The 20,298-nt window shown below is 45.7% G+C and carries 18 protein-coding genes, 1 tRNA gene and 3 pseudogenes; 12 read left to right on the top strand and 10 right to left on the bottom strand.

The window, feature by feature from the left end:
• Positions 1-5: 5 nt before the first annotated feature.
• The 4 genes from EoCCA6_RS17685 to EoCCA6_RS17670 form a co-directional block, all read right to left on the bottom strand.
• Positions 6-2,183: a TonB-dependent receptor gene (locus EoCCA6_RS17685; protein ID WP_152083750.1), complete on the bottom strand. Its 2,178-nt coding sequence runs from the start codon at positions 2,181-2,183 to the stop codon at positions 6-8.
• Positions 2,184-2,235: 52 nt separating this feature from the next.
• Positions 2,236-3,315 carry a YncE family protein gene (locus EoCCA6_RS17680; RefSeq protein WP_152083749.1) on the bottom strand — a complete coding sequence of 360 codons (1,080 nt, stop codon included), beginning with the start codon at positions 3,313-3,315 and terminating at the stop codon, positions 2,236-2,238.
• 274 nt (positions 3,316-3,589) lie between these two features.
• The gene (locus EoCCA6_RS17675) at positions 3,590-4,051 is read right to left on the bottom strand and encodes a hypothetical protein (protein WP_152083748.1); all 462 of its coding nucleotides are present in this window, start codon (positions 4,049-4,051) and stop codon (positions 3,590-3,592) included.
• Positions 4,044-4,820, bottom strand: a complete 777-nt coding sequence (locus EoCCA6_RS17670; RefSeq protein ID WP_152083747.1) for a transcriptional regulator — start codon at positions 4,818-4,820, stop codon at positions 4,044-4,046. The genes EoCCA6_RS17675 and EoCCA6_RS17670 overlap by 8 nt, the downstream gene beginning before the upstream one ends.
• Before the next feature lie 476 nt (positions 4,821-5,296).
• Between EoCCA6_RS17670 and EoCCA6_RS17665 the strand changes: the two genes are divergently transcribed.
• The 5 genes from EoCCA6_RS17665 (at position 5,297) to EoCCA6_RS17645 (ending at position 8,106) form a co-directional block, all read left to right on the top strand.
• Complete coding sequence (locus EoCCA6_RS17665) at positions 5,297-5,734, top strand: winged helix-turn-helix domain-containing protein (protein ID WP_152083746.1); 438 nt, start codon at positions 5,297-5,299, stop codon at positions 5,732-5,734.
• 296 nt (positions 5,735-6,030) lie between these two features.
• Positions 6,031-6,900: an EAL domain-containing protein gene (locus EoCCA6_RS17660; RefSeq protein ID WP_152083745.1), complete on the top strand. Its 870-nt coding sequence runs from the start codon at positions 6,031-6,033 to the stop codon at positions 6,898-6,900.
• A gap of 122 nt (positions 6,901-7,022) precedes the next feature.
• Entirely contained in the window at positions 7,023-7,280 is a 258-nt protein-coding gene (locus tag EoCCA6_RS17655) for an Hcp family type VI secretion system effector (RefSeq protein ID WP_152083744.1), read from the top strand.
• Between the two features lie 11 nt (positions 7,281-7,291).
• Positions 7,292-7,660: a tlde1 domain-containing protein gene (locus EoCCA6_RS17650; protein ID WP_152083743.1), complete on the top strand. Its 369-nt coding sequence runs from the start codon at positions 7,292-7,294 to the stop codon at positions 7,658-7,660.
• Complete coding sequence (locus EoCCA6_RS17645) at positions 7,657-8,106, top strand: Shiga toxin A subunit (protein ID WP_232623263.1); 450 nt, start codon at positions 7,657-7,659, stop codon at positions 8,104-8,106. The genes EoCCA6_RS17650 and EoCCA6_RS17645 overlap by 4 nt, the downstream gene beginning before the upstream one ends.
• A 376-nt stretch (positions 8,107-8,482) precedes the next feature.
• On the opposite strand, the pseudogene EoCCA6_RS21825 reads toward EoCCA6_RS17645, so the two are convergent.
• Positions 8,483-8,867: pseudogene (locus EoCCA6_RS21825) on the bottom strand (HumD family translesion DNA polymerase).
• A gap of 617 nt (positions 8,868-9,484) precedes the next feature.
• Between EoCCA6_RS21825 and EoCCA6_RS17630 the strand changes: the two are divergent.
• Positions 9,485-10,483: an acyltransferase family protein gene (locus tag EoCCA6_RS17630; protein ID WP_167515548.1), complete on the top strand. Its 999-nt coding sequence runs from the start codon at positions 9,485-9,487 to the stop codon at positions 10,481-10,483.
• A 36-nt stretch (positions 10,484-10,519) separates the two neighbouring features.
• Here EoCCA6_RS17630 and EoCCA6_RS17625 read toward each other — a convergent pair whose 3' ends face one another.
• The 3 genes from EoCCA6_RS17625 to EoCCA6_RS17615 form a co-directional block, all read right to left on the bottom strand.
• The gene (locus EoCCA6_RS17625; protein ID WP_152083741.1) at positions 10,520-11,581 is read right to left on the bottom strand and encodes an acyltransferase family protein; all 1,062 of its coding nucleotides are present in this window, start codon (positions 11,579-11,581) and stop codon (positions 10,520-10,522) included.
• A 499-nt stretch (positions 11,582-12,080) separates the two neighbouring features.
• Positions 12,081-13,664, bottom strand: coding sequence for a hypothetical protein (locus EoCCA6_RS17620; protein ID WP_152083740.1), 1,584 nt, complete (start codon positions 13,662-13,664; stop codon positions 12,081-12,083).
• Between the two features lie 8 nt (positions 13,665-13,672).
• Complete coding sequence (locus tag EoCCA6_RS17615) at positions 13,673-14,002, bottom strand: EamA family transporter (RefSeq protein ID WP_152083739.1); 330 nt, start codon at positions 14,000-14,002, stop codon at positions 13,673-13,675.
• A 76-nt stretch (positions 14,003-14,078) separates the two neighbouring features.
• On the opposite strand from EoCCA6_RS17615, the gene EoCCA6_RS17610 reads away from it, so the two are divergent.
• Both EoCCA6_RS17610 and EoCCA6_RS17605 read left to right on the top strand, forming a co-directional pair.
• A complete protein-coding gene (locus EoCCA6_RS17610) occupies positions 14,079-14,951 on the top strand; it encodes a decaprenyl-phosphate phosphoribosyltransferase (RefSeq protein WP_152083738.1) in 873 nt (290 codons plus the stop codon).
• 6 nt (positions 14,952-14,957) lie between these two features.
• Complete coding sequence (locus EoCCA6_RS17605; protein ID WP_174779603.1) at positions 14,958-15,356, top strand: divergent PAP2 family protein; 399 nt, start codon at positions 14,958-14,960, stop codon at positions 15,354-15,356.
• 1,735 nt (positions 15,357-17,091) lie between these two features.
• On the opposite strand, the gene EoCCA6_RS21785 is transcribed toward EoCCA6_RS17605, so the two are convergent.
• Positions 17,092-17,271 carry a phage tail protein gene (locus EoCCA6_RS21785; RefSeq protein WP_420841611.1) on the bottom strand — a complete coding sequence of 60 codons (180 nt, stop codon included), beginning with the start codon at positions 17,269-17,271 and terminating at the stop codon, positions 17,092-17,094.
• A 507-nt stretch (positions 17,272-17,778) separates the two neighbouring features.
• Between EoCCA6_RS21785 and EoCCA6_RS17595 the strand changes: the two are divergent.
• A pseudogene (locus tag EoCCA6_RS17595) lies at positions 17,779-17,946 on the top strand (regulator); the annotation flags it as partial.
• Positions 17,946-18,140: pseudogene (locus EoCCA6_RS17590) on the top strand (integrase); the annotation flags it as partial. The pseudogenes EoCCA6_RS17595 and EoCCA6_RS17590, both read left to right, overlap by 1 nt.
• Positions 18,141-18,155: 15 nt before the next feature.
• Here the strand turns inward: EoCCA6_RS17590 and EoCCA6_RS17585 are convergent.
• Positions 18,156-18,232 (bottom strand) — tRNA-Arg (locus EoCCA6_RS17585).
• 277 nt (positions 18,233-18,509) lie between these two features.
• On the opposite strand from EoCCA6_RS17585, the gene EoCCA6_RS17580 reads away from it, so the two are divergent.
• The gene (locus tag EoCCA6_RS17580) at positions 18,510-19,208 is read left to right on the top strand and encodes an EAL domain-containing protein (RefSeq protein WP_232623262.1); all 699 of its coding nucleotides are present in this window, start codon (positions 18,510-18,512) and stop codon (positions 19,206-19,208) included.
• A 24-nt stretch (positions 19,209-19,232) separates the two neighbouring features.
• Complete coding sequence (locus EoCCA6_RS17575) at positions 19,233-19,949, top strand: helix-turn-helix transcriptional regulator (protein WP_152083737.1); 717 nt, start codon at positions 19,233-19,235, stop codon at positions 19,947-19,949.
• Positions 19,950-20,298 lie beyond the last annotated feature (349 nt).

Here is a 20,298-nt window from a genome sequence, read left to right as displayed (position 1 = left end):
AACGCTTAGAACTCGTAGCCAACCGAGACCTTAAAGGTACGCGGTTCGCCCTGAGTGACGTAAGTACCGGAATCGTCTACGCTTGCCCAGTAGTTTTCATCGGTCACGTTGTCGATGCCCGCACGAAGGGTCATCTGGTTTTCGTTGTGGTTCACCGCAAAGCGATAACGCATCCCCAGGTCCAGCGTGGTATAGCTGTCGAGCTTTTTGGTATTGGCCAGGTCGGCATACTGTGTGCCGGAGTGGTTCACGCGCGCGGTGGCGGTCAGGCCCTCAATCGGCTTGATGTCGTACTCGGCACCCAGCACGGCGTAGAAGTTCGGGATACCAATCGCATCATTACCCTGATTCACACCGTTGTTGGTTTTGGTCAGCTCCGCCTGCAGCCAGGTAGCACTGGCGTTCAGACGCATCCCCAGCATCGGTTCGCCAAAGACATTCAGCTCAACGCCACGGTTACGCTGCTCAGCATCCAGGCCATAGTGGCCGTTGCTGTTGAGGATCGCCGACGGCATTTTGATTTCGAATAGCGCCAGCGAGCCGCCCACACGGCCAAAGTCCGCCTTCACGCCCACTTCGTTCTGTTTAGAGTGGACGATACCGGTGCTCTGACCGTAGTTGGTGGCAGTGTTGGGCGCGGTTTTACCCGGCTGGAGCGCTTCAGTGTGGTTGGCATACAGGGAAATTTCTTCCCACGGTTTGTAGACCACGCCGTAGGTTGGCATCCAGCGGCTGCCATCGAAACCGTCTGCGTCGTTTTCCGCACCGGTGATTTTGTCATACCCGCGGATGACGACCTTCTGATGGCGCGCCCCGGCGGTGAACAGCAATTTGTCGTCCAGCACGCCCAGGGTGTCGCTCAACAACCAGCCCTGGGTGCGGGTGCGCCCACTGGTCAGCGGATCGCTGTATTTTCCGCCTAACCCATTGAAGTTAGAGCTGTCCGGCATATCGACACCGGTATTGTGGTAGATGTTGGTGGTCGGGGTCTCTGACGACATCTTCCACGCGATTTTTTCGTTTTTGGTCATCGCGGAATACCCCACGTTGACCTTGTGCGATACGAAGCCGGTATCAAAGTTACCGCGAATCCCCGCCATCCCGCTGACGGAATCGCTGATACGGTTGGTGTCGAGACGGCTGACCGTCGCCTTGCCACTTTTATCCACCAGCTTCGGCGCGCTGTAGATCCCTTCCTCATGCGAGTGCTGCGCGCCGAGGCCAGTATAAGCCGTCCAGTTGTCGGTGATGTCATACTCGCTGCGCCACATACCGAATTCGTTTTCGATATTGCTGTAGGCCCATTTCTGCGAGAAGTTGCGATCGTTTTTCGGCGGATCGGGGACGAAATCCACTCCCGAAATGTTGACGCTGGTCGGGCTGCCGTGGAACGTTTTCTTCTGATAACCCAAGTCCAGCGAGGTACGGAAGTTATCGCCCTTGTAATCCAGGCCGGTAGAGAGCAGCGTGGTGCGGCGGCGGTCGTTGGCGATTGGCGTTTCCCCTTCACGGTGGACCAGGTTCACGCGCGCGCCAAACTGATCGCTGTCGCCAAAGCGACGGCCCGCATCCAGCGTGGTGCCAAACTGCGAATCGGAAGTGTAGTCCACACCCACTTTCGCCTGCGGCGTTGCGCCCGCATGTTTTGGCTCAAGGTTAATCATCCCGCCCACGCCTGAGCTTGCTGCACCGTTCATCAGGGAGTTTGCCCCTTTGAAGATCTCAATGCGGTCAACCATCTGGGCATCAACGACCTGACGCGGCAGCACGCCGGAGAGACCGCCAAAGGTCATGTCGTCGCCGTCAAACTTCAGGCCACGAATACGAAACGTTTCTGCGCTGTTGCCGTAACCCTGGACGTACTGTACGCCCGCGTCGTTAGCAACGACATCAGCAATGGTTTTCGCCTGCTGATCTTCCACCAGTTTCGAGGTGTAGCTGATGATATTGAACGGAACGTCCATGGCATTCTGCTGGCCGAGCATTCCCATGCGTCCGCCGTTGGCTACCTGCCCGTCAAGAAAGGCGGGCACCAGCTGGTCACCGCCGGGTTTGAAATCGCTGGCGGGAGCAGACTGGACAACAATGGTGTCCTCTTTTTTAGCCTCCGCCGCAAAGGCGGAGTGCGTAGCCGCAGCAATGGCAAGCGCCAGCAGCGTTTTGTGCATTGTGGTGTTGTTCATAAGTAACTCATTAAAAGTACACGCAAAATGGCCCGTAACCGGGCCTTAGAATTTATTTAAGAGAGATGCGAACGACGCTGTCCGGGCCGTTAGTGGAGTTGTCTTTATTGAACGCCTGCTTAACGGTGACGTAGAGCGTCTGACCATCGGCCGACAGCAGCAGGCTGTTCGGATTCGGTGGCAGATCCCAGGTATGCTTCACGGCATAGGTGGTGGCGTCCAGGCTCAACAGCTTGCCGCTCTCGCGCTGGGTGATGTACAGCTCATTGCGTTTGGCATTAAATTTCACCGCCAGCGAATCGCCTACATCAAGTTGTTTGATCACTTCGCCCGTGTGAATATTCAACACCAGCGTGGTTTTGGCTTTGGAGTTATCGGTGACGAACAGACGTCCTGTGGCCTTATCTTCCGCCAGGTTCAGGAGCAGCGCAGGCTTGTCGCCCAGCGGTTTCCAGCGTTTTTCAATTTTATTAGTGTGCGGGTTGATAACGAGGATCTCGCCGCCGCCGTTGGCCGCATACAGACGATCCGTCTGTTCAGACCACAGCAGCCCGGTGACCCACTGACCCGCATTTTTGATGGTTTTTTTCAGTTTCAGGGTTTCGGCATCAACAACCCAAATCACGCCTGGATCGCCCACGCCGCCGACATACAGCGTGCCTTCATGCAGCAGAATTTCACGCGCGCCAAACGGGAACCCTTCTTCGTTACGCTCGGTAAACATCAGGCGCTTTTTGACTTTACCGTCTGCGGTGTTAATGGCGCTGATACCGCCGTCCAGCGAGTTAGTCACATAAACGGTCTGCCCGTCAGGGGAGATCGTCATTGCGAAGTTTTTCAGGTCGGTATGGCTGCGGCCCGTGGTTTTCAGCGTGGCGGGATCAAGTTTGTAGACCACTCCACCCTGCACGTCCTTGAAGCCTTCCGCGCTGGCAACAAACAGCGCATCGCCTTTCTGGTTGAGCACCATTTCGTACAGGCCATCGGCAAGATCGCGTTTGATCACACCCGTCTCAGCCGGAGCCGTCACGGTTTTCTGAGCTTCTGGCGCAGGTGCTGTCGTGTGCTGTGCAGCACAGCCGGAAAGCGAAGCAGCAACGAGCAGTGCCAGCGCGGACAATTTTTTGGTCATCAGGAACATCCTTTACCGTTTAAAGAGAGTCAGGCGGGGATCTGCGTCGCATAGGGCTGCGATTATGATTGTGTTGGCAGGCTGTAAGGCCAGAGCAGATTCCACCGTTGTACTCAGTGTTCCGTGTGAGATCTGCTCACTATTGATGCGGGATGAGTCCGTCAACGCCCGCAAACACTAAAGAGAATGAGAACTATACTCATTATCTTTATATAATCAAGTGTAAAAAGACGTAACCCAAGGGGACATTGAAAGGGGCTGGAAACTGCATCACTTACTCACTTTTAGAGCAGAAGAAAACGGGCAAGCCGTCATAGAGGAAGAGATAGCTGTTGTCATTGGCGGGAAGTATTTTCAGGCTGATACCGCGATCGCGCCGATGAAAGAAATCTGGCGTATGGTCTCTGAAAGCCTGCGGCTTTTTCGGCAATGCATTTGTCTCATTCGAAACCATGATCACCTTGTCTGATTCATTCCAGTAGTTGAAGGTAATTTTGTTGCTGATCGCCTCCGGAGGTTTCCCTTTTTCCCGGTATTCCCCTGATGACTCATAAATTCCTCTGCCATTCCTCAACGTATAATTCATACTCACATCAATAGCGCTATTTTCATCCACAATAACAGCCTGAATCTGACAGCTAAAATTATCCCGCCGTTCGTGAACGGACCAGGCACCCAGTAAAGGTGCAATAATACCAAACGCGATCAAAGCCCCGTGTATTAATGGTTTATTCATTATAGTGTTGCCTGTAAAAAATTGACCGGCAATTCGCTGCACTTGCTTTTGGATTGCGATCGCAGACAATCACCGACATACCATGCTGAGCAATATTAAGACTTAAATAAGCAAACATCCCGGCAGTACATTGAACAGGATATCGGCTCGTCAGTGTTTCAAACGTACTGCGGCTTTTATCAATATTGTGCCATGAGGAAAACACCTCACACCCGCCAATCTTCCCCACTTTCTGGTAATGATCAAAAACAGGTACTCTGTGATTAAATTCATACCAGAAGATTGAACAGGATAGAATAAACATTCCGCCTGCCAGCCAATACGCGAGCGTGGTTTTGTGTTTTATTGAATGAGAAACCACCGTTTTAGCTGATATTCCTGTATTTTCGATAGCAGAGGGTGAATTGTCTGACGTGAGAAAATCGTCCCGTTTTCCGACACGCAGCACCGCGGTTGATTTAAAGCCCTCCTTTGGAAAAGTCTTAATCACATCTTCCGCTAATCCGGCGGTTTTCAATGCCTTACGTACAGAGGCAATGGTCTGATACAGCGCATTCGTGGTGACAACAGTCCCGTGTTTCTCCCATATGGCGGCAAATAAAAAACGCTGGCTCAGTATCCTGTCATTGTTTTCAAGAAGTTGCAGAAGGCATTCACTGACGGGGCCATGCAGAGCGATCGACCGTTCAGGATAACCCTTCAGCGGCCCCAGGCGGCGCATCTCAGGTTCAAAAAGGAGGGTTTCATTGATCAGATAAGTATTCGTCATAGCACAACCGGGGGCTACATATAGGGACAAAGCCTGTTCATCCGTGCCCTTCAGAGGTAAAAAAAGCTGATTCAGGATAAATCATTTTAATTCACTCCTCTCTTTGGTCGCTCACATTTATTGTAATGCGATATATCGGACAACAATGATGCGAGGAGTGCCACACCAGCCCAACATTTAATGCCAATTTTTAGCAAAAATTTGAAATTAAATTTTGAGCATTTTGATAGAGACATGTTTTTAGCATAAAATACTACAAAACAGATAAATTAAGTCATTAACTCCAAGAATACCATTTATGAAAAAAAGAACACCACAAATGATTATCACGCTCCCCCTTCGCTATAGCGCATAGGGGTGTGTATTGGAAACCCCTCTTTGCGGCCTTATAATCTCCCATATAAAAAATAGGGGTTATAGAAAGGCATAAATGCAGAGGTATAAGACTAATTTAATCATACGCAAGCAGGAATGATATGGATTATCGTCTATATGGATTTATGATCGGTGATGGTATTCACTTCGACATCCTTAACCGCAGGATTTATCGCCTTACAGGTTGTCGCAGCGATAAAAACATCACATTTGTTTCGATCTATTTTAATGAAACGATGCTGAAGCTATTCCTTTATCTTCTGAAGCATGGCAGGGAAAATCCTGTCTCTAAGGAAGAGTTATTTGAAAAAATCTGGGAGGAGAATAACCTCAGCCCATCGACACAGCGATTATGGCAAGTTCTGAATAATCTGAACAATAAAATCAGGTTGCTGGGATTACCGGCGGATTTTATTAAAAACGTCAGAGGCCGTGGTTACATAATAAATTACCAGAATGTCACCCCTATTTACTACAAAATGAGTGAGCTCCACACTCTTTGCAATAATAACGGCGCAGAAATTAACCTGAGTGATTGATGTCAGCCCAGGTATTTGCCCTGAGCAGTGACGCGAAGGGCTTTTTTCCTTTCCAGTCTGTAAACATTTTTTTCTCGTTAATTAGCGGCTTCGCAGAATGCCGCCGTTGAAGCCGCCCATGCAGGCGTTCGTACGTACTCTTGCACAGCGGAGTGCCCGGTCCGCGAAAGCGATCGAAAACCGGATTAACGGATCTGTCTCGCATGTCGACACCGGCTTTAACCTGGTAAAGAGCGCGGCGACTGGGTTAAATTCTGATCACTGCTCTGCGGTTGCCCGCACGGTAAAGGCTCACAATGAACAGCGTTAACAAACCTAACCCTGCGCGGCTCTCACGCTTTCGCGCACTGCTGGCCCGTTTTTTTCGCCACTCGCCGGTAAAAACATTGAGCGCGGCCATTCATCAGCTTCAGATCGTGCCGGTCTATCAGCCTTTTTTCGACAGTCAGTCGGGCAAAATGGCCGGAATTGAAGTGCTCGCCAGGTGGAAACATCCACGCTATGGCTGCGTCTCCCCTGATATTTTCATCCCTCTTGCGGAGGAACATAATCTTATCGCTCCGCTAACCCATCATCTTATTCAGCAGGTCATTGCCGATCTACAGCACCGGTGTCATCTCTTGCCGGACGGGCTCTACATTTGTCTTAACCTTAGCCCCCATAACTGCCTCGATCTTCGTTTTAAAACCGATTCCGTTGAGCTTTTACACAGGCTCTCCGCAAGCCACGTGCGGCTCGTTATAGAAATCACCGAAAGGCACCCGCTGCATTTCACTCCTCAACTGAGCGAGTGGTTTGCGACGTTACGAAATTCCGGCATCGCGATTGCGCTCGATGACTTCGGCACGGGATATTCGAACCTGTCATACATTCACGCGCTGGAGCCAGAGTTCATTAAAATAGACAAACTGTTTATCCGCCAGATCGACGGTAGTGGCGATACCCGCCTGGTGGATAGCCTTATCGAACTGGCGAAAAAAATGCATCTCAGGATCATTGCAGAAGGTGTCGAAACACAGGCTCAGGCTGACTACCTGCGCTTAAAAAAGTGTGATTTTTTGCAAGGGTACTACTTCTGCCGACCCGTTGAGATTGCCGAACTGGTCAGAAAGGTGACCGGGAAAACAGGGGATGTATTTCGCAGAGACTTTTCGGTTTATGAATGAATCATGCCTGTTTATCAATGACGCGAATCATGGTTAATCCATGCCAATAAAATATTACACTTACAAAACTTATTGCGCGGTATGGTTAATTAAATTTCAGGGAGTAACAAGGAGTTACCAGGATGGCAATACCCGTTTATCTATGGCTTTACGAGGAAGACGAAAAGCTACTGAAAGGAGGAGTTGATATTACTGGACGAGAGGGAAGCATTGAACTGGTGGGGATGCAGCACGATGTATTTATCCCCACCGATGACATGACCGGCGCTGCTACCGGAACGCGCCAGCACAAGGCACATACTTTCGAAAAAATCACCTGGAATTATGTCGATGGTAATATTCAGCATGCTGACAGCTGGAAAGAACGTAAAACCGCATAAGGAGATCACTAATGGCTAAATGGCTTTATAAACAAAGCACCGGTGAACTGTTCAAAAATGGAAAACTCGTTGAAACAGGTTACTCCGGCGTTCTTACCAATAAAAATAACCCTGACCGCGAGCACGTGCGAGGTATGGGGCCAATCCCGCGCGGAACATGGAAAATTGGCAGCTCTGGCACCAGCAAAGGGCCGCTGACTATTACCCTGAAACATATTAGTGGAAATACCTACGCACGCGATATGCATACCTTCCGAATGCACGGTGATAAGCGTGTTGGTATTACCGGATTTGCCTCAGAAGGTTGTATCATTATGAGTCATTCGACCCGCCTGCTTGTAAGTAAGGATACAGGTGCATTGCTGGAGGTTGTTCGATGATCCGCACATATGCACTGGCTATTATCTTCATGCCAGTATGTGTAATAGCAGCAGTTCCGGATAGCGAGTGTGCAGCACCTGAGCATTATGTCGAAGGGATGCTCCTTACCAGCATAAAGAATGATCTGGGTATTGACCTGACCACAATCCAGCACGATAAGACCGCCGTTGAAGTGCTGAGTATTGCGCCAGTATCTGATGTATTTGCCCGAAAACTTGCGATTGCTGACAGTAAGGCTGACTTAAAAAAACCAGCTGATATAAGACTTTCAGAGCGCGATTACTACCGTATTTATCACGACAACCATGTACTGACTGTAACAGCAAAATACACGTTTACGGATAAAAACGGCAAACTTGATGAATTCATTTCGTCAGCTTTTACAAATGATAATGAATGCTCGGTACGGTTCAACGGGTATCTGACCTTATCGCGAGAATTCTAGCAACTGAAGCCCGCATTGTGCTGTAGCGGGCCTGATTCACCTTTCCTCTTCCGCCGCCAGAGACATGCCCTCAGTTGAAAAGCATGTATTAGCTGGATTTAGCAGGCTTTGCGGGACGTTAGAAAATATAAAGATGGCGCCCTGTAGGATTCGAACCTACGACCTACGGCTTACGGCTTACGGCTTACGGCTTAGAAGAACGTAGAGCAGTATTTAACGGACTGTATTAGCATCGTTTTTTCCGCGCTCGCGCCGGACTTGTGTCATTACGTGTCGTCACATGATTATCCACTGCGTTATGGTGCATCCATGCATGACACATCTGTGACACAGATAATGCACAGCCATCTACTGAGCATAACTATGCCGTTTTCCCTCACAACACCGAGCAGTCATCAAACTCGCCCGTGCACGCATCGTTGGTGATGTATGTGCTCATCCCAAATATCGGTCTAGCCTCTCCATAATCCTTCCCAGGCAAACTTTCCTTTTTCATTCCTGGACACATTTTCCAGATGCGATCTAGTCTGAGTTCTGTACCGTTTTACATTGAATGCACCTTCCGATTCGCAGATAAGCAGCGAGTCGTAGCATGACGTAAGTGGCGCATCAACGACAAGAAGAGCATCTTTCATAATGCCGCAGCGGTAAATAGTCTCCACAGCGAGCATAAAGTACGTGGCGGCTGATTTTTGAATAAGTCGCTGATCGAGTGATATGCGTTGTTCCTGGAAGTCAGCAGCAGGTGAAGAAAAGCCCATCAGTGAACCGTCCCCATGTTGCGCAAGATCCATTAGTGATTGTCGCGTCTTATCAATGAAATCTGGCCGATAGTGCTCTGTCCATGAGTTTGCATTGGACCGGGTAAAGTGCCAATTGAACTCCCGCAACTTCTCAATGAAGCTGTCAGTGCTCAGGTAGCGATAGCCCCTGGAGTTTAGTTGTATAGCCGCAACAAAGGCAGCGTGTATGTCTGACTGACGAGGCATTAATGATATCCTCACTGAATCACTGACTGTATATGCACACAGTTTTTTTAAGTCTGAAGATTAGGCAAGGATCTTAGAGCTTACTACCTTTAAATTTCGAGTTATGGCAACAGTGGCCACATACAACTTTTCAGTAACATATTCCTCCATGTTTGGGTATGATGGTGTAATGTCTCCTATGTGTGGTTAACCATGACTTTTAAAAAAATACTAATCAGAATACTCGGAACTCTCACCATTGTAGCGCTGATAACGGGTTGGGATAAAAATCAGTTAACTATATTAGCTAACACTATCATTATTGTCGTTTGGTTACACATTGAATGGAATGACTGGTTGAAAACAAGAGTTATTAACACAATTAATAAAGTTAAATAAAAGGATGCGACGTGGGATATTTCAGGTTTCTCCTTGCATTATTAGTATGTGCAAATCATCTATGGATTATTGGTGGAATCGGCAGATATGCTGTTTTTTCATTTTACATTCTTAGTGGCTATTTAATGACTGAAATAGTCATGGGCAAATATGGCACATCACCAATAGGTGTTTATAAATATGCGATTAATAGAATCCTTAGAATCTACCCGATGTATCTCTTGGTTTTCATTTTTACCATTGCATCGCTATATATTTTAGGTGTTGATAACATCAAGGCTTTCGACTCAAATTTATCTCTACCCTCAACCATAAAAAGTTGGTTGATGAACTCAACATTAATCGGAATGGATTTTGATGTAAAAGAAAGGACTATACCGCCATCGTGGACTTTATTCGTTGAGTTATTTTTTTACGCTTTTATTCCATTCGCTGTAAAGATGGGAAAGAAATTTATCTCACTTTGGCTGACAGTATCTATAGGCTATCATCTTACAGTATTAATCATTTCTCAGAAATCGCTCTTAGGGTGGGATGATCGTTACGGCACAATAATAGCTGGTTCCCTCGGGTTTTCTGTTGGATGCTACTTCCGAACCTATTTATTGAACTGGGCCAGTTCAAACAAGGCCTTTGTTTCTTCGGTTGCTGCTCTTATGATATGTTACGCTTTTACTTTTATCTGGTTCTTAAATGGTCCTTCAACAACGCAACTGAAAATAATGTCAGCCTTATTCTTCTATATAAACATACTATCTAGCGCAATAATAGTTTATAAATTATTTAATATGAAGCAAAGCAATACTTCAAGATTATTGGGTGATTATTCTTATCCATTTTACCTTCTTCACTTGCCTATTGGTTATATTATTTTCAAAATTACAGATATTGAAGCGCGGAGTTTCGTGCTATTGATAGCAGGAACAATCACTACATTTTTCGCTTGTTTTATTGCACATGCATTTGAAAAAAGAATAAACAAAATTCGGGATAAAGTTAGATGTCTTTGATAAAGAACCCCCACCTTAGTGGGGTTTCTTTTGGATTCAAGCAACTTGTCCCACGTGATCATTTTGAGCTTTTCGGGAGAAAATTCTTTTCCTGATTTTTTCCGTTTGTACTTCCACAATCTGGTACATGAGTATACCGAACGCAATTACTGTGATTAGTAGTACAAGACCCGCAATCAAATTATATTGTACTGGCTTAACAGCATAGAATATATAGTTATACAAATATATGCTGAATGATGCTCTTCCGACTAAGGCTACTAACTCATTTATGTATGACGTTTTTGCGAACTTCCCATCAACCGCGAAATTGATCATGCTTAATCCAAAGAAAACAGAAACTATAAGTTCAAAAATTTTTTCTGAGTTACTGTAACTGTTCCCCTTGTAAAACATCATAGTTACAGCGATTAAAAGACACGCCAGCCCAAGATTATTTTTTTTTAAGAAGTAATGAATCTGATGCCTGTATTCATAAAACATCCATCCCAACACGAAGAGTGTAAGATAATTAGCTAACCCAATTTTATAAGCATGGCTCAGGTCTGAGTAGTAAGTTGCTATGGTTGTGACAACGCAGAGCGCTAGCAATATAACTCGCTTGCTTAGCGTTGTGGCCAGAGCAATAATTACCGGGAGTAAGACATAGAATTGCATTTCTACGCCAATGGACCAGTAGACACCATTAATGGTGTAAATGGTTTCTGGTATCAGATTATGAATGAATATGGAATGGGTAATTATATCAATGAGATCTGTTGGTTTTTTTATAATGGAAAAATAATTAATAAAAACGAACCAGACCAGCATCGAGAAATAATATGCAGGCGCGATACGAAGGAAGCGTTTCATTAAATACCGAAGTGATTTAAAAATAGTGACACCATTGGTAAGATCGCGCGCCGTTGACATCCCCATGCAGTAACCAGAGAGAATGAAAAATATACCCACACCAATCCAACCATTACCCAATGGGGCGAATAGGTTAAATCCGTAATTTAAATCAAAGGTATCTTTCCCAAGCCCCATCTGAATATGGTATACAGTGACCAACGTTACAGCTAAAGCGCGGTAGTAGTCTACAACATTGTTGCGCATTAAAAATTTCCGAAAGATTTTGGTGATTTTTATGTTTTTACCACATAAATCATTCTCTTACAATGACATCATTCACATCATCTTGATCTGTTCGCCATAAGTGTATCAATTGGCTGGTTTGTTTGCGTGTGTTGATGGTTGATGCCATGTTAAAAATAATCACTTCCTTAGTAGGGTTCATTGTTATGGTATGCCTTTTATCTTTACTTTTTAATTTTCTCTGCTCAGTTCAAGACACAAAAATTATCGACTTAATCGGAATATAAATATGGTCACAAATGGACTGGAAGGTAGTAAAAGATCTGTTCAGTAGAATTAAGCGATAGTATCGGCGTTCGTAAGAACAAATAGCAGGTGCTATAGGTGTACCATTAAACTCAATGCACCACAATTCGATATTTCAGTAAGCCGTCTTGGCACCTCTACTCGCACCGCATAAGGTTGCGAGCTGATAGCTCAACTAATGAAATAAGAAGACCCGCCGGAGCGGGTCTCTAACTCATTCACACCAGTAGTAAAATTTACGCCTGTAGTCTTTTGCATCGCCTGATGGTTTATCGTCGATGAAGTATTTCTCACCACCTCTCTGAGCCATTGGCTCTATAAGGAAGGTATTGAATGGTGAGAGGTGCAGTGTCTTGTCCTTGCAACTCCCTGAAATCCAGTTGAGACCAGCATTAAATGAGCTTGATGTTTCATATCTTGCCTTTGCCATCATCAGTGCGTTCACGATAACGACACCAATGATTGCTCCTATGAATACTTTCCCCAACCCATCTTCATCTTTTTTGATGCTTATTAGTGGAAGAAGAAGTATCGTATACAGGTGCGGTGCATATCTCGCCCACCATGCCTCTGGGTTAAGAATGGTACTCAGTCCAATCATTCCAAGAAGTATAAGACAGTTCCGATCTATACCTCTGCGGTAGATGATGAATCCAAAAGCTAATATAAGTGCAAAAGAATAAAGCGGACCAAATCCTGCAATTCGCAAATCTTCAAAGGATAATTGGCTTAACTCGTTAGCACTTATAATTCCAGGCACTTTTAGTTGAGGATCCCTTTTGGATGCCTCGTTTATGTTCTCACTCTGAGAGAACGTAGCCACTGCCAGCTTTTCAAAACGATTCATGTCATGAAAAGAAGGAGGCTGTGCAAAAGTGATGATGTCTTTCTTACTCTCCCCAAACAATGGATAAAATATATGCTTTCCTGAGACTAAGTTCTTAACGTATGGGTTAGCGCCAATCACACCCACGCCAGCAATGAGGAAAGCTATAAAAATTACACAGACCGTTACTGTTTCCTTCACTCTGGGAAGGCTTCTCAGGCCCAGAATTAAGAAGCAAACTCCAACGTAAAGGAAGCCAGAGAACTTTATATTAACGATTATGATGGATGCCATGATCAATACAGCAGCATCAAACCAGTGCCTCGTATTTCCATATTCGAGTGATGACAGCATCATCAGGAGTGCCAGAAATCCCATCGTGGCGTCAACGTAATAACTGAAAGACTGCGCTATGAATATTGGACTAAGCAAACTCAATACCGCGAAGATATGGCCTGCAACTAATGAGTATCCGTTCTTTCCGAAGAAATAGATTGTGTATGCATACGCAGAAAATCCGATCATAAGCTGATAGGCGCTGCCGTAAGCAAGGCTACCAAACTGCAATCCTGCCTCACCAGCAAAGTACCACGTTGATTTTGGATATAGCGCAATCCAGAAGTTTCCAGCATCACCATCAAACAGAAGGTTTCCACTATGCATGAGGTACCATGCTGCCTTCTGATGATACGCCAACCCATCCCAACTATGATCTGGATATATAGAGGCTTGAAGCAGAGAAATCCCGATCATCAAAAGTGGCAGCAAAATCCATGCGTTAGCCTTTCTGGCTGAAACAAAAGTGATGGCCGCAGCAATGACCAAGGAGAGAATGAAAACAGAGTTACCCCCTCCAATAACTTGGTAATGCATTAATAGCTGTTTTGCTATAGATGCTAGACTTACAATTATGAAAAACAGGAGGATATAAAAACTACTTAATGCCCACTTGTTTTGAAGTTCCTTTTGCACAAAACACCTCATGCCATATTAACAACAAATACACCGAGGATAATTATTGCCGCACCAACAATTTTCGTTGTTGTAATTGGCTCAGCAAACCATATCGTTCCCATAAACATCACAAACAGAATGGCGCTGGAAACCATGATCGGATATGCAATGGTAAGGCTCATTCTTGATAGTGCGAGAAAATAGAATACAAAACCCACAAAATAAAATCCCACTGCAGATGCATGCGGCCAAAAATCAAACAGGCTTACATATGGCTTTCTGTGCGCCCCTAGTTTTAACATAGCCCCAGCCAATGCGCTACATAAGCCGCTGATTATAATATAGATAATCCCCATTTACCCACCGATAAAGACATGATTTTGCAGACATGCTATCATCCGGGCAACTTCATTACCATTTACTTAAAAACACATGACTGAATATACAGTATCTGAAAGGAACTCTTTGCCTGCCGGGCTGATTAAATTGCTCAGACCAAAGCAGTGGGTAAAAAACTTGTTTGTTATGGCTCCATTGCTATTTTCAAGCCAGTTCATGAATGCCGATTCGATTCTTCATTCCGTTATTGCAATGTTGATATTTTGCGCTGCATCCTCCGCTGTTTACGTCTTAAACGATATCAATGACGTTGAGAAAGACAGGGCTCATCCGAAGAAGAGAATGAAGCGCCCTATTGCATCAGGTGCCGTTTCTAATGCTCAGGCATGGGCTTTGCTTGCTATTCTGTATACAGTCCTGGCTTTGGCTTTGGCCGTGTACAGCAATGTAGCCGTAGTCGTCATTGGCTATATCGGTCTTAACGTTGCCTACTCATATAAGTTGAAACACATACCGGTAGTAGATATATTCTGCATTGCTATAGGCTTTGTGCTAAGGACTATGGCTGGAGCTATGGCTATAGGTGTCAGCCTTTCTCAGTGGATGTTCATCACAACACTGTGTCTGGCTCTTTACCTTGCATCCATCAAGCGCCGACAGGAGCTTTTAAAGAGTGGAAAGGAGTCCAGGAATGTCCTTGGTAAATACTCCGTTCAGCTTGTGTCTCGGTACTCTGAAATGTCCGCAACTGGCGCTCTGGTTTTCTATAGCCTGTATGTGATCTCAGAGAAACCGGAAATGACAATCACAATTCCATTGGTTCTTTTCGGTCTCTTCCGCTACTGGTATAACGTTGATTCACTTGATGGCGGTGAGTCTCCCACAGACTCTCTTCTTTCAGATTACCCGCTAATACTTACAATTCTGGCGTGGATTAGTACCTGTGTTTATGTGCTTATGCCTTAAGGGAAAATGATGAGCTTTGTGTATCTGGCAACGCCTTTCGTTGCATGGTTTGTTACTGGCGTTACTAAGTTTCTGGTGAACAGCATCAGAGAAGGCAAGCTGGCCTTTTCATTGATAGGTTATGGCGGAATGCCAAGTAACCACTCGGCGATCGTATTCAGTATGGTTTCGCTGATTGGGTTTAGAAATGGGATTGATAATCCGGCATTTGGTGTTGCTGTGACTCTGGCGTACATCGTATTGCTTGATGCGAAAAGTCTACGCAAGCAGGTGGAGAAGCACGCGAAGGCCATCAACAAGATAAATCAATCTGGTCTGCGTGAGAGGGTTGGGCATAGCCTACCTGAAATTGCGGTGGGCTGCCTTGTTGGCGGGATTGTTGGTTTCATCATGTCGAATTTTTAGAAATAATAGCCCCTTCATGGGGCATGAATCATATAGTAGAGTTTTTACCCAGACATATGCCGGAGTTAAACCAGTTGATAGCCTCAGAAAGAGAATCGAACATTTGAAATTGAAACATGCTGGTTTGTAAAACAGTTGATACTGTTCCTCCATTAATCCTCAATGCACAGCGATTATCCTCTTATGCGGCACTATACCAGCCAAGTCCAGAAAATGTTCTGTATCCGTTTTCTGTAGATGTATTTCTTACCAGCGGTTATGAGAGAGTGACTCCTCCAGACTGCACTAATTGCACTGTGGCATCCCCGGCAACTATCCAGCATACATCAACAGACCAGGCATAATATCGACCAACAACCATCATGATATTCGCCGGATTTGTTATAACTACCGTTGTCCCTGCAGGAATAATCCATCCAGAAACGTAGGTGCCAAGAAGTGCATACTGCGCTTGGGTGCTGGGGTACAAAGAACCTGTTGCTGAGTTCATGCTTGCTGATTGGTCAAAACTGCATCCATAGCCACATGAGGAAGCGAGACTGAGGTTTGTTTTAGTTCTACGATGCGTTGTAAGAAACCTATCACGCAAGCCATTACTTCCACTAATATGCGGGAATTGAATTGATAATCAATCCCTGCAAAGGCCTTCCTAATTGCGCTCGTTCATTTTCACTATAGATACAACTATTTGAATCAATCTCAGAAAGATAATAATCAGATCCGCGAACATCACTGAACGCCAAATAGTTCATGGATACTGATGAGTTTACCAGTCTTATACTAGAAAACGCAGCGTCAACGATTTTAACATTTCTGATATTCTGAAAATACATGTCCACTGGCTATTCTGTTATTCCATCAATAATAATCGCATCGCCAATTTTACCATTTTCCTCGAACCAGCGATTGTCAATAATTACAGAGCCATAATGTTGAGTTTCAGAATTATGGCATCTCATCCTTATTGCATATCCTTCATTATACTGAAAGAGACATTGTCTATATACAATATCGAATCCTGAACCAAAAATATTTTTTACATCAAATCTTGTGGCAGCTATCATACACCCGGAGAAATTATACTTCATGTATGTGTCATTTCCGCTATTCATTTGCGGTGATTAAACGATAAATGTTGCCCATGTTATATAATTGATATTTTGTGTAGAAATGTTATGTATTTCATTGCCGATGTTTCCAGATGGCTTCCTGATTCCGACATTCATATTGGTAATATACTCGCTGGTTAAACACATATCTCCCAACCTTCTTCAATTCAACATCAGAAGTAAAATCTTTATAGCTTATTGCTGCTACAGTAGTCCGAGCTGCACTCTCTCCGTTAAAAAGTAATGTCGCAAATTGTCTTCCATACCCACCCAGAGCCGAGGGAATTTTTATATCCGAGTAAAATGCCGGCTTCGTTAGGTCATCGTAGCGCATCTCGGTAGCATAACTGTGCTCCTTCACCATGCCCCTTGGGTCGATATTCCATCTATAAACACCCATGCCACACCTAACATCAACTAACTCTGAAATAGAGTTGAGATAGAACGGGGTGTTTGCGTTAGGATGTAATCTCCAGCCAAAAGTGGTTGGGTTGTCATAGCACCAGAAACACCAACAATATTTTGCGCAGCAGCACCGACTGCTGATATCGATGATCGTGTAATAAACGATGCGGTTATTCTCTCCATTGCATAACTTTGATACGAACCAAACAACCTTCCGACATCTACACCTCTCTCAGAATCAAACCCTCTGACAAATTCACTACGCATATCTGGAACTCGAACGTTGTCGACCCATCACCAGATCCATAAAGCGTTCCAATTCGCGAGAATAATCTGGCATATGCGGCTCTGCTTACTTCCTGACCATTGCAAATCAGCCATCCTGTAGAAGCTATGTTCATCGCAAAAGGCAGGGCGACACCTACCATATCGTTCTTGGCATTGATGGTTTCATCTGAGATGTTAACGCCATCACAAAATATTCTTGATGTCAGACCCGACACTATTTGGCCCCCAGTCCCAGAAGCCATTTTGTATGTGACAGAGAAATTACCAGGGCAATTATTCTAGATGTCCATAATCTTATCCATAGGAAATGTGAGGTTTATATTCCTGGTAAGACTTCCAGTTAAAATAATGCGGTCCTTGGCTGCCTGGAGAGATGGGAGCGTAATGCTGGAATTTGTCAGGCCTGAAATAGTTGTTTGGAACAATGGCTCCTCTAGGGTATCCGCTCACTGCTTCAGAGAATTCCTGGCTGAATGGATATGTCATACCAATATTTTGCTATTGCTGCTGGACAGTAGTTGAATAAAGCACTCCATTCATATCTTTACCTGATGAAGGTATCCCTTCGGCGCTCAACGGCTGCATCGTGACCGGCGGCCCTAACCGCGACAGGGAAAGCAATGCATTCACTTAAGTATCAATACAATACCGGATTCATTCCGGGAGCGATGATAAACCGCGCTCAATCTCAGGCGGTGCCAGACCACGAAAAGATCCGCAATGCGGTACGCGCCTGGTCATCGATTCTGGACAATCAGGACGTTGCCTCTTCGCTGATCATCAACGAGTAATTCAGTCCGGAGTTCCATTATCTATACTGCGGGAAATGGGCGGCTGGGAAAGCATAGAAATGGTACGTCAATATGCTCACTTAGCCCCTAACCATTTAACTGAGCATGCGAAGCAAATTGACTCAATTTTTGGGTTTGATGTCCCAAATATGTCCCACACCGGAAATGAGGAGGAAGCGAAAGAGGCGTAAGTTCATGATTCATAATGGCACGCCCTGTAGGATTCGAACCTACGACCTACGGCTTAGAAGGCCGTTGCTCTATCCAACTGAGCTAAGGGCGCACGGAGAAGAGTGAACTTCGCGGTGGTGAAACGCGAGGAATTATACGGTCAATGACAGGTGAGTCAATGCCTTTTCCGCCTTCTCTTCTGATAACGGTTAGCCAGTTGTAAATACGGCTGTTTTTTCAACATTTGTGCGTGTTCTCTGCGCATTTTATCACTGAGAAAAACCTTAGTCGCTTTTAAGTAACGCCCGCTATTATCTTGCTCACTGCCCCGTCACACTGTTACGCGGTATCCCGGCCGCCCGGAGGCTGGCAGAGAACAGGACAACGGAGTGACAGCGCACAACCTGACGTATTCCCCCTCTCGCTTGCAACATATCTCACAGGACATCACCGGCATCAAACTTGAGCCTGTCGTCGCCCTCTCCTCTTCCCGCACCGTGGGGGCTGAAGTGCTCAGCGTGCTGTCTCCACATCAGCAAAGCGAATGCTTTTTTCGCCATCAATCGACGATGCAGGCGGTTATGCTGCTTGAGACTCAGCTTGCCATGCTAAAAAACGACGTCCCCTGTAACAATCTTTTCATCAATCTGCCGATAACCGTATTAACCGTGCCGGAAACTTTTAAGCGTCTGTACCAGCTGAAAAGTCCGCCGCTAAATATTGAGATTGTCGAGCCGGGATTATTTTTTTCGCTGTCTGCCAGACAGCGTGAATGTGTCGTTCTGCGCTTACAGCAGTTGACCCTACAGGGACACCGTATCTGGCTGGATGATGTTGATGAAGCGTTAGTGCACGCGTTTTTATCCTTTCGCTTGCCGCTGTGTGGGGTAAAAATCGATAAGTTTGCGTTCTGGCGTTTACGAACCAGTCCTGCGCTTTCGCAACTGGTCACGCTGTGCTCGCAAATCGCGGCGAACGTGCTTATCGAAGGTATTGAAACAGACAGGGATCAAGCATGTGCTCTGCAGGCAGGCGCGGGATTCGGTCAGGGATATTACTGGCCATCCTGGACATGGCCGGAGGAATAAACGGTCATCGCCGAGAGGGAAGCTATGCGAATGACAGTACGCCGTTACAGGCGGCGTCGGACAGGAAGTGATTCACTGGGATTTACGCACTCCCCTTTTGTTCCCCCCTTTTTCGATCGACTCGAATTTTTGAGCCAGTCGGTCAACCAGACTCGCAAAACCGATGCCCCGTTCATTATCCTGGTCACCCAGGATAATTTCCTGCGCACAGGGTTTCTCAACGGCCAGTTTCCCCTCAATAACTGCTGCGACTACCCTACGCTGGAAACGGCGCTCGCCGCACTAAGCCACTGGCCGTCAGCACGGCTTGTCGTGGATATCGACAGCCGCACGTCAACATTAATCGATCTGCTGGATCGATTGAGAAGGCAAAGCCTCTATCCTCCCTTTCTCATGCCTCACCTGTTAATCAGGGCGGATGATTACGACGCACGGCTTTTTTGCAAAGCAGCGGGGCCTTTCCATGTTCTGGAGCGTCAGCTTCCGGCACCGGCAATGCAGCAAAGCCTGCTGGAGACCCGGCCTCACCCAGGCGTGAGTAAAGAGTGGTTTTCACGTGAGGAGTGGCCTATTTTGCAGGCGCTGTCGCGCGGCTACTCGTTACGGCATATCGCGCTTTTGCATAACCGACCCTACAACCGCATCATTTATCGTCTCAGCTGCATTTTGACGAAACTTGGGCTGAACAACCGCCAGGAACTGCTCCATCTTCTCAATAACCTCTCAGACTTCACATTTTAACGCGCCCACTAACCCCTTAATTCCTAAAGACCTTTAGGAAATTACTTACTATAAATGTTAATTTAATGTTTATTTTTAACAAAAATATCGAATTTAAAACTATTCCTAATTTATCCACTTCAACAACGTGAAATGCTGACAAAAACAGTAAAAACAGCGATTTCGCCCATGCGTTAAGGTTTAACTCTTTCCGTAAAGAGTAAGATAATGATGTAAAAACAAGCGATTTATCTGAATTGACGGGGAGCGTAAAGCGTGAAACACAGCAGATCCTGCTGTGTAATGAGAGAATTTTCCAGGAGGAGAACAAAGGCTTCAGATGACGATATCGCGCCCAATGTGGTTGCAT

The sequence above is a fragment of the Enterobacter oligotrophicus genome, from assembly GCF_009176645.1.
GTDB classification, from domain to species: Bacteria; Pseudomonadota; Gammaproteobacteria; order Enterobacterales; family Enterobacteriaceae; genus Enterobacter; species Enterobacter oligotrophicus.
The sequence above is the reverse complement of the archived record's forward strand: the minus strand, read 5'-3'. Positions and strand labels throughout refer to the sequence as shown.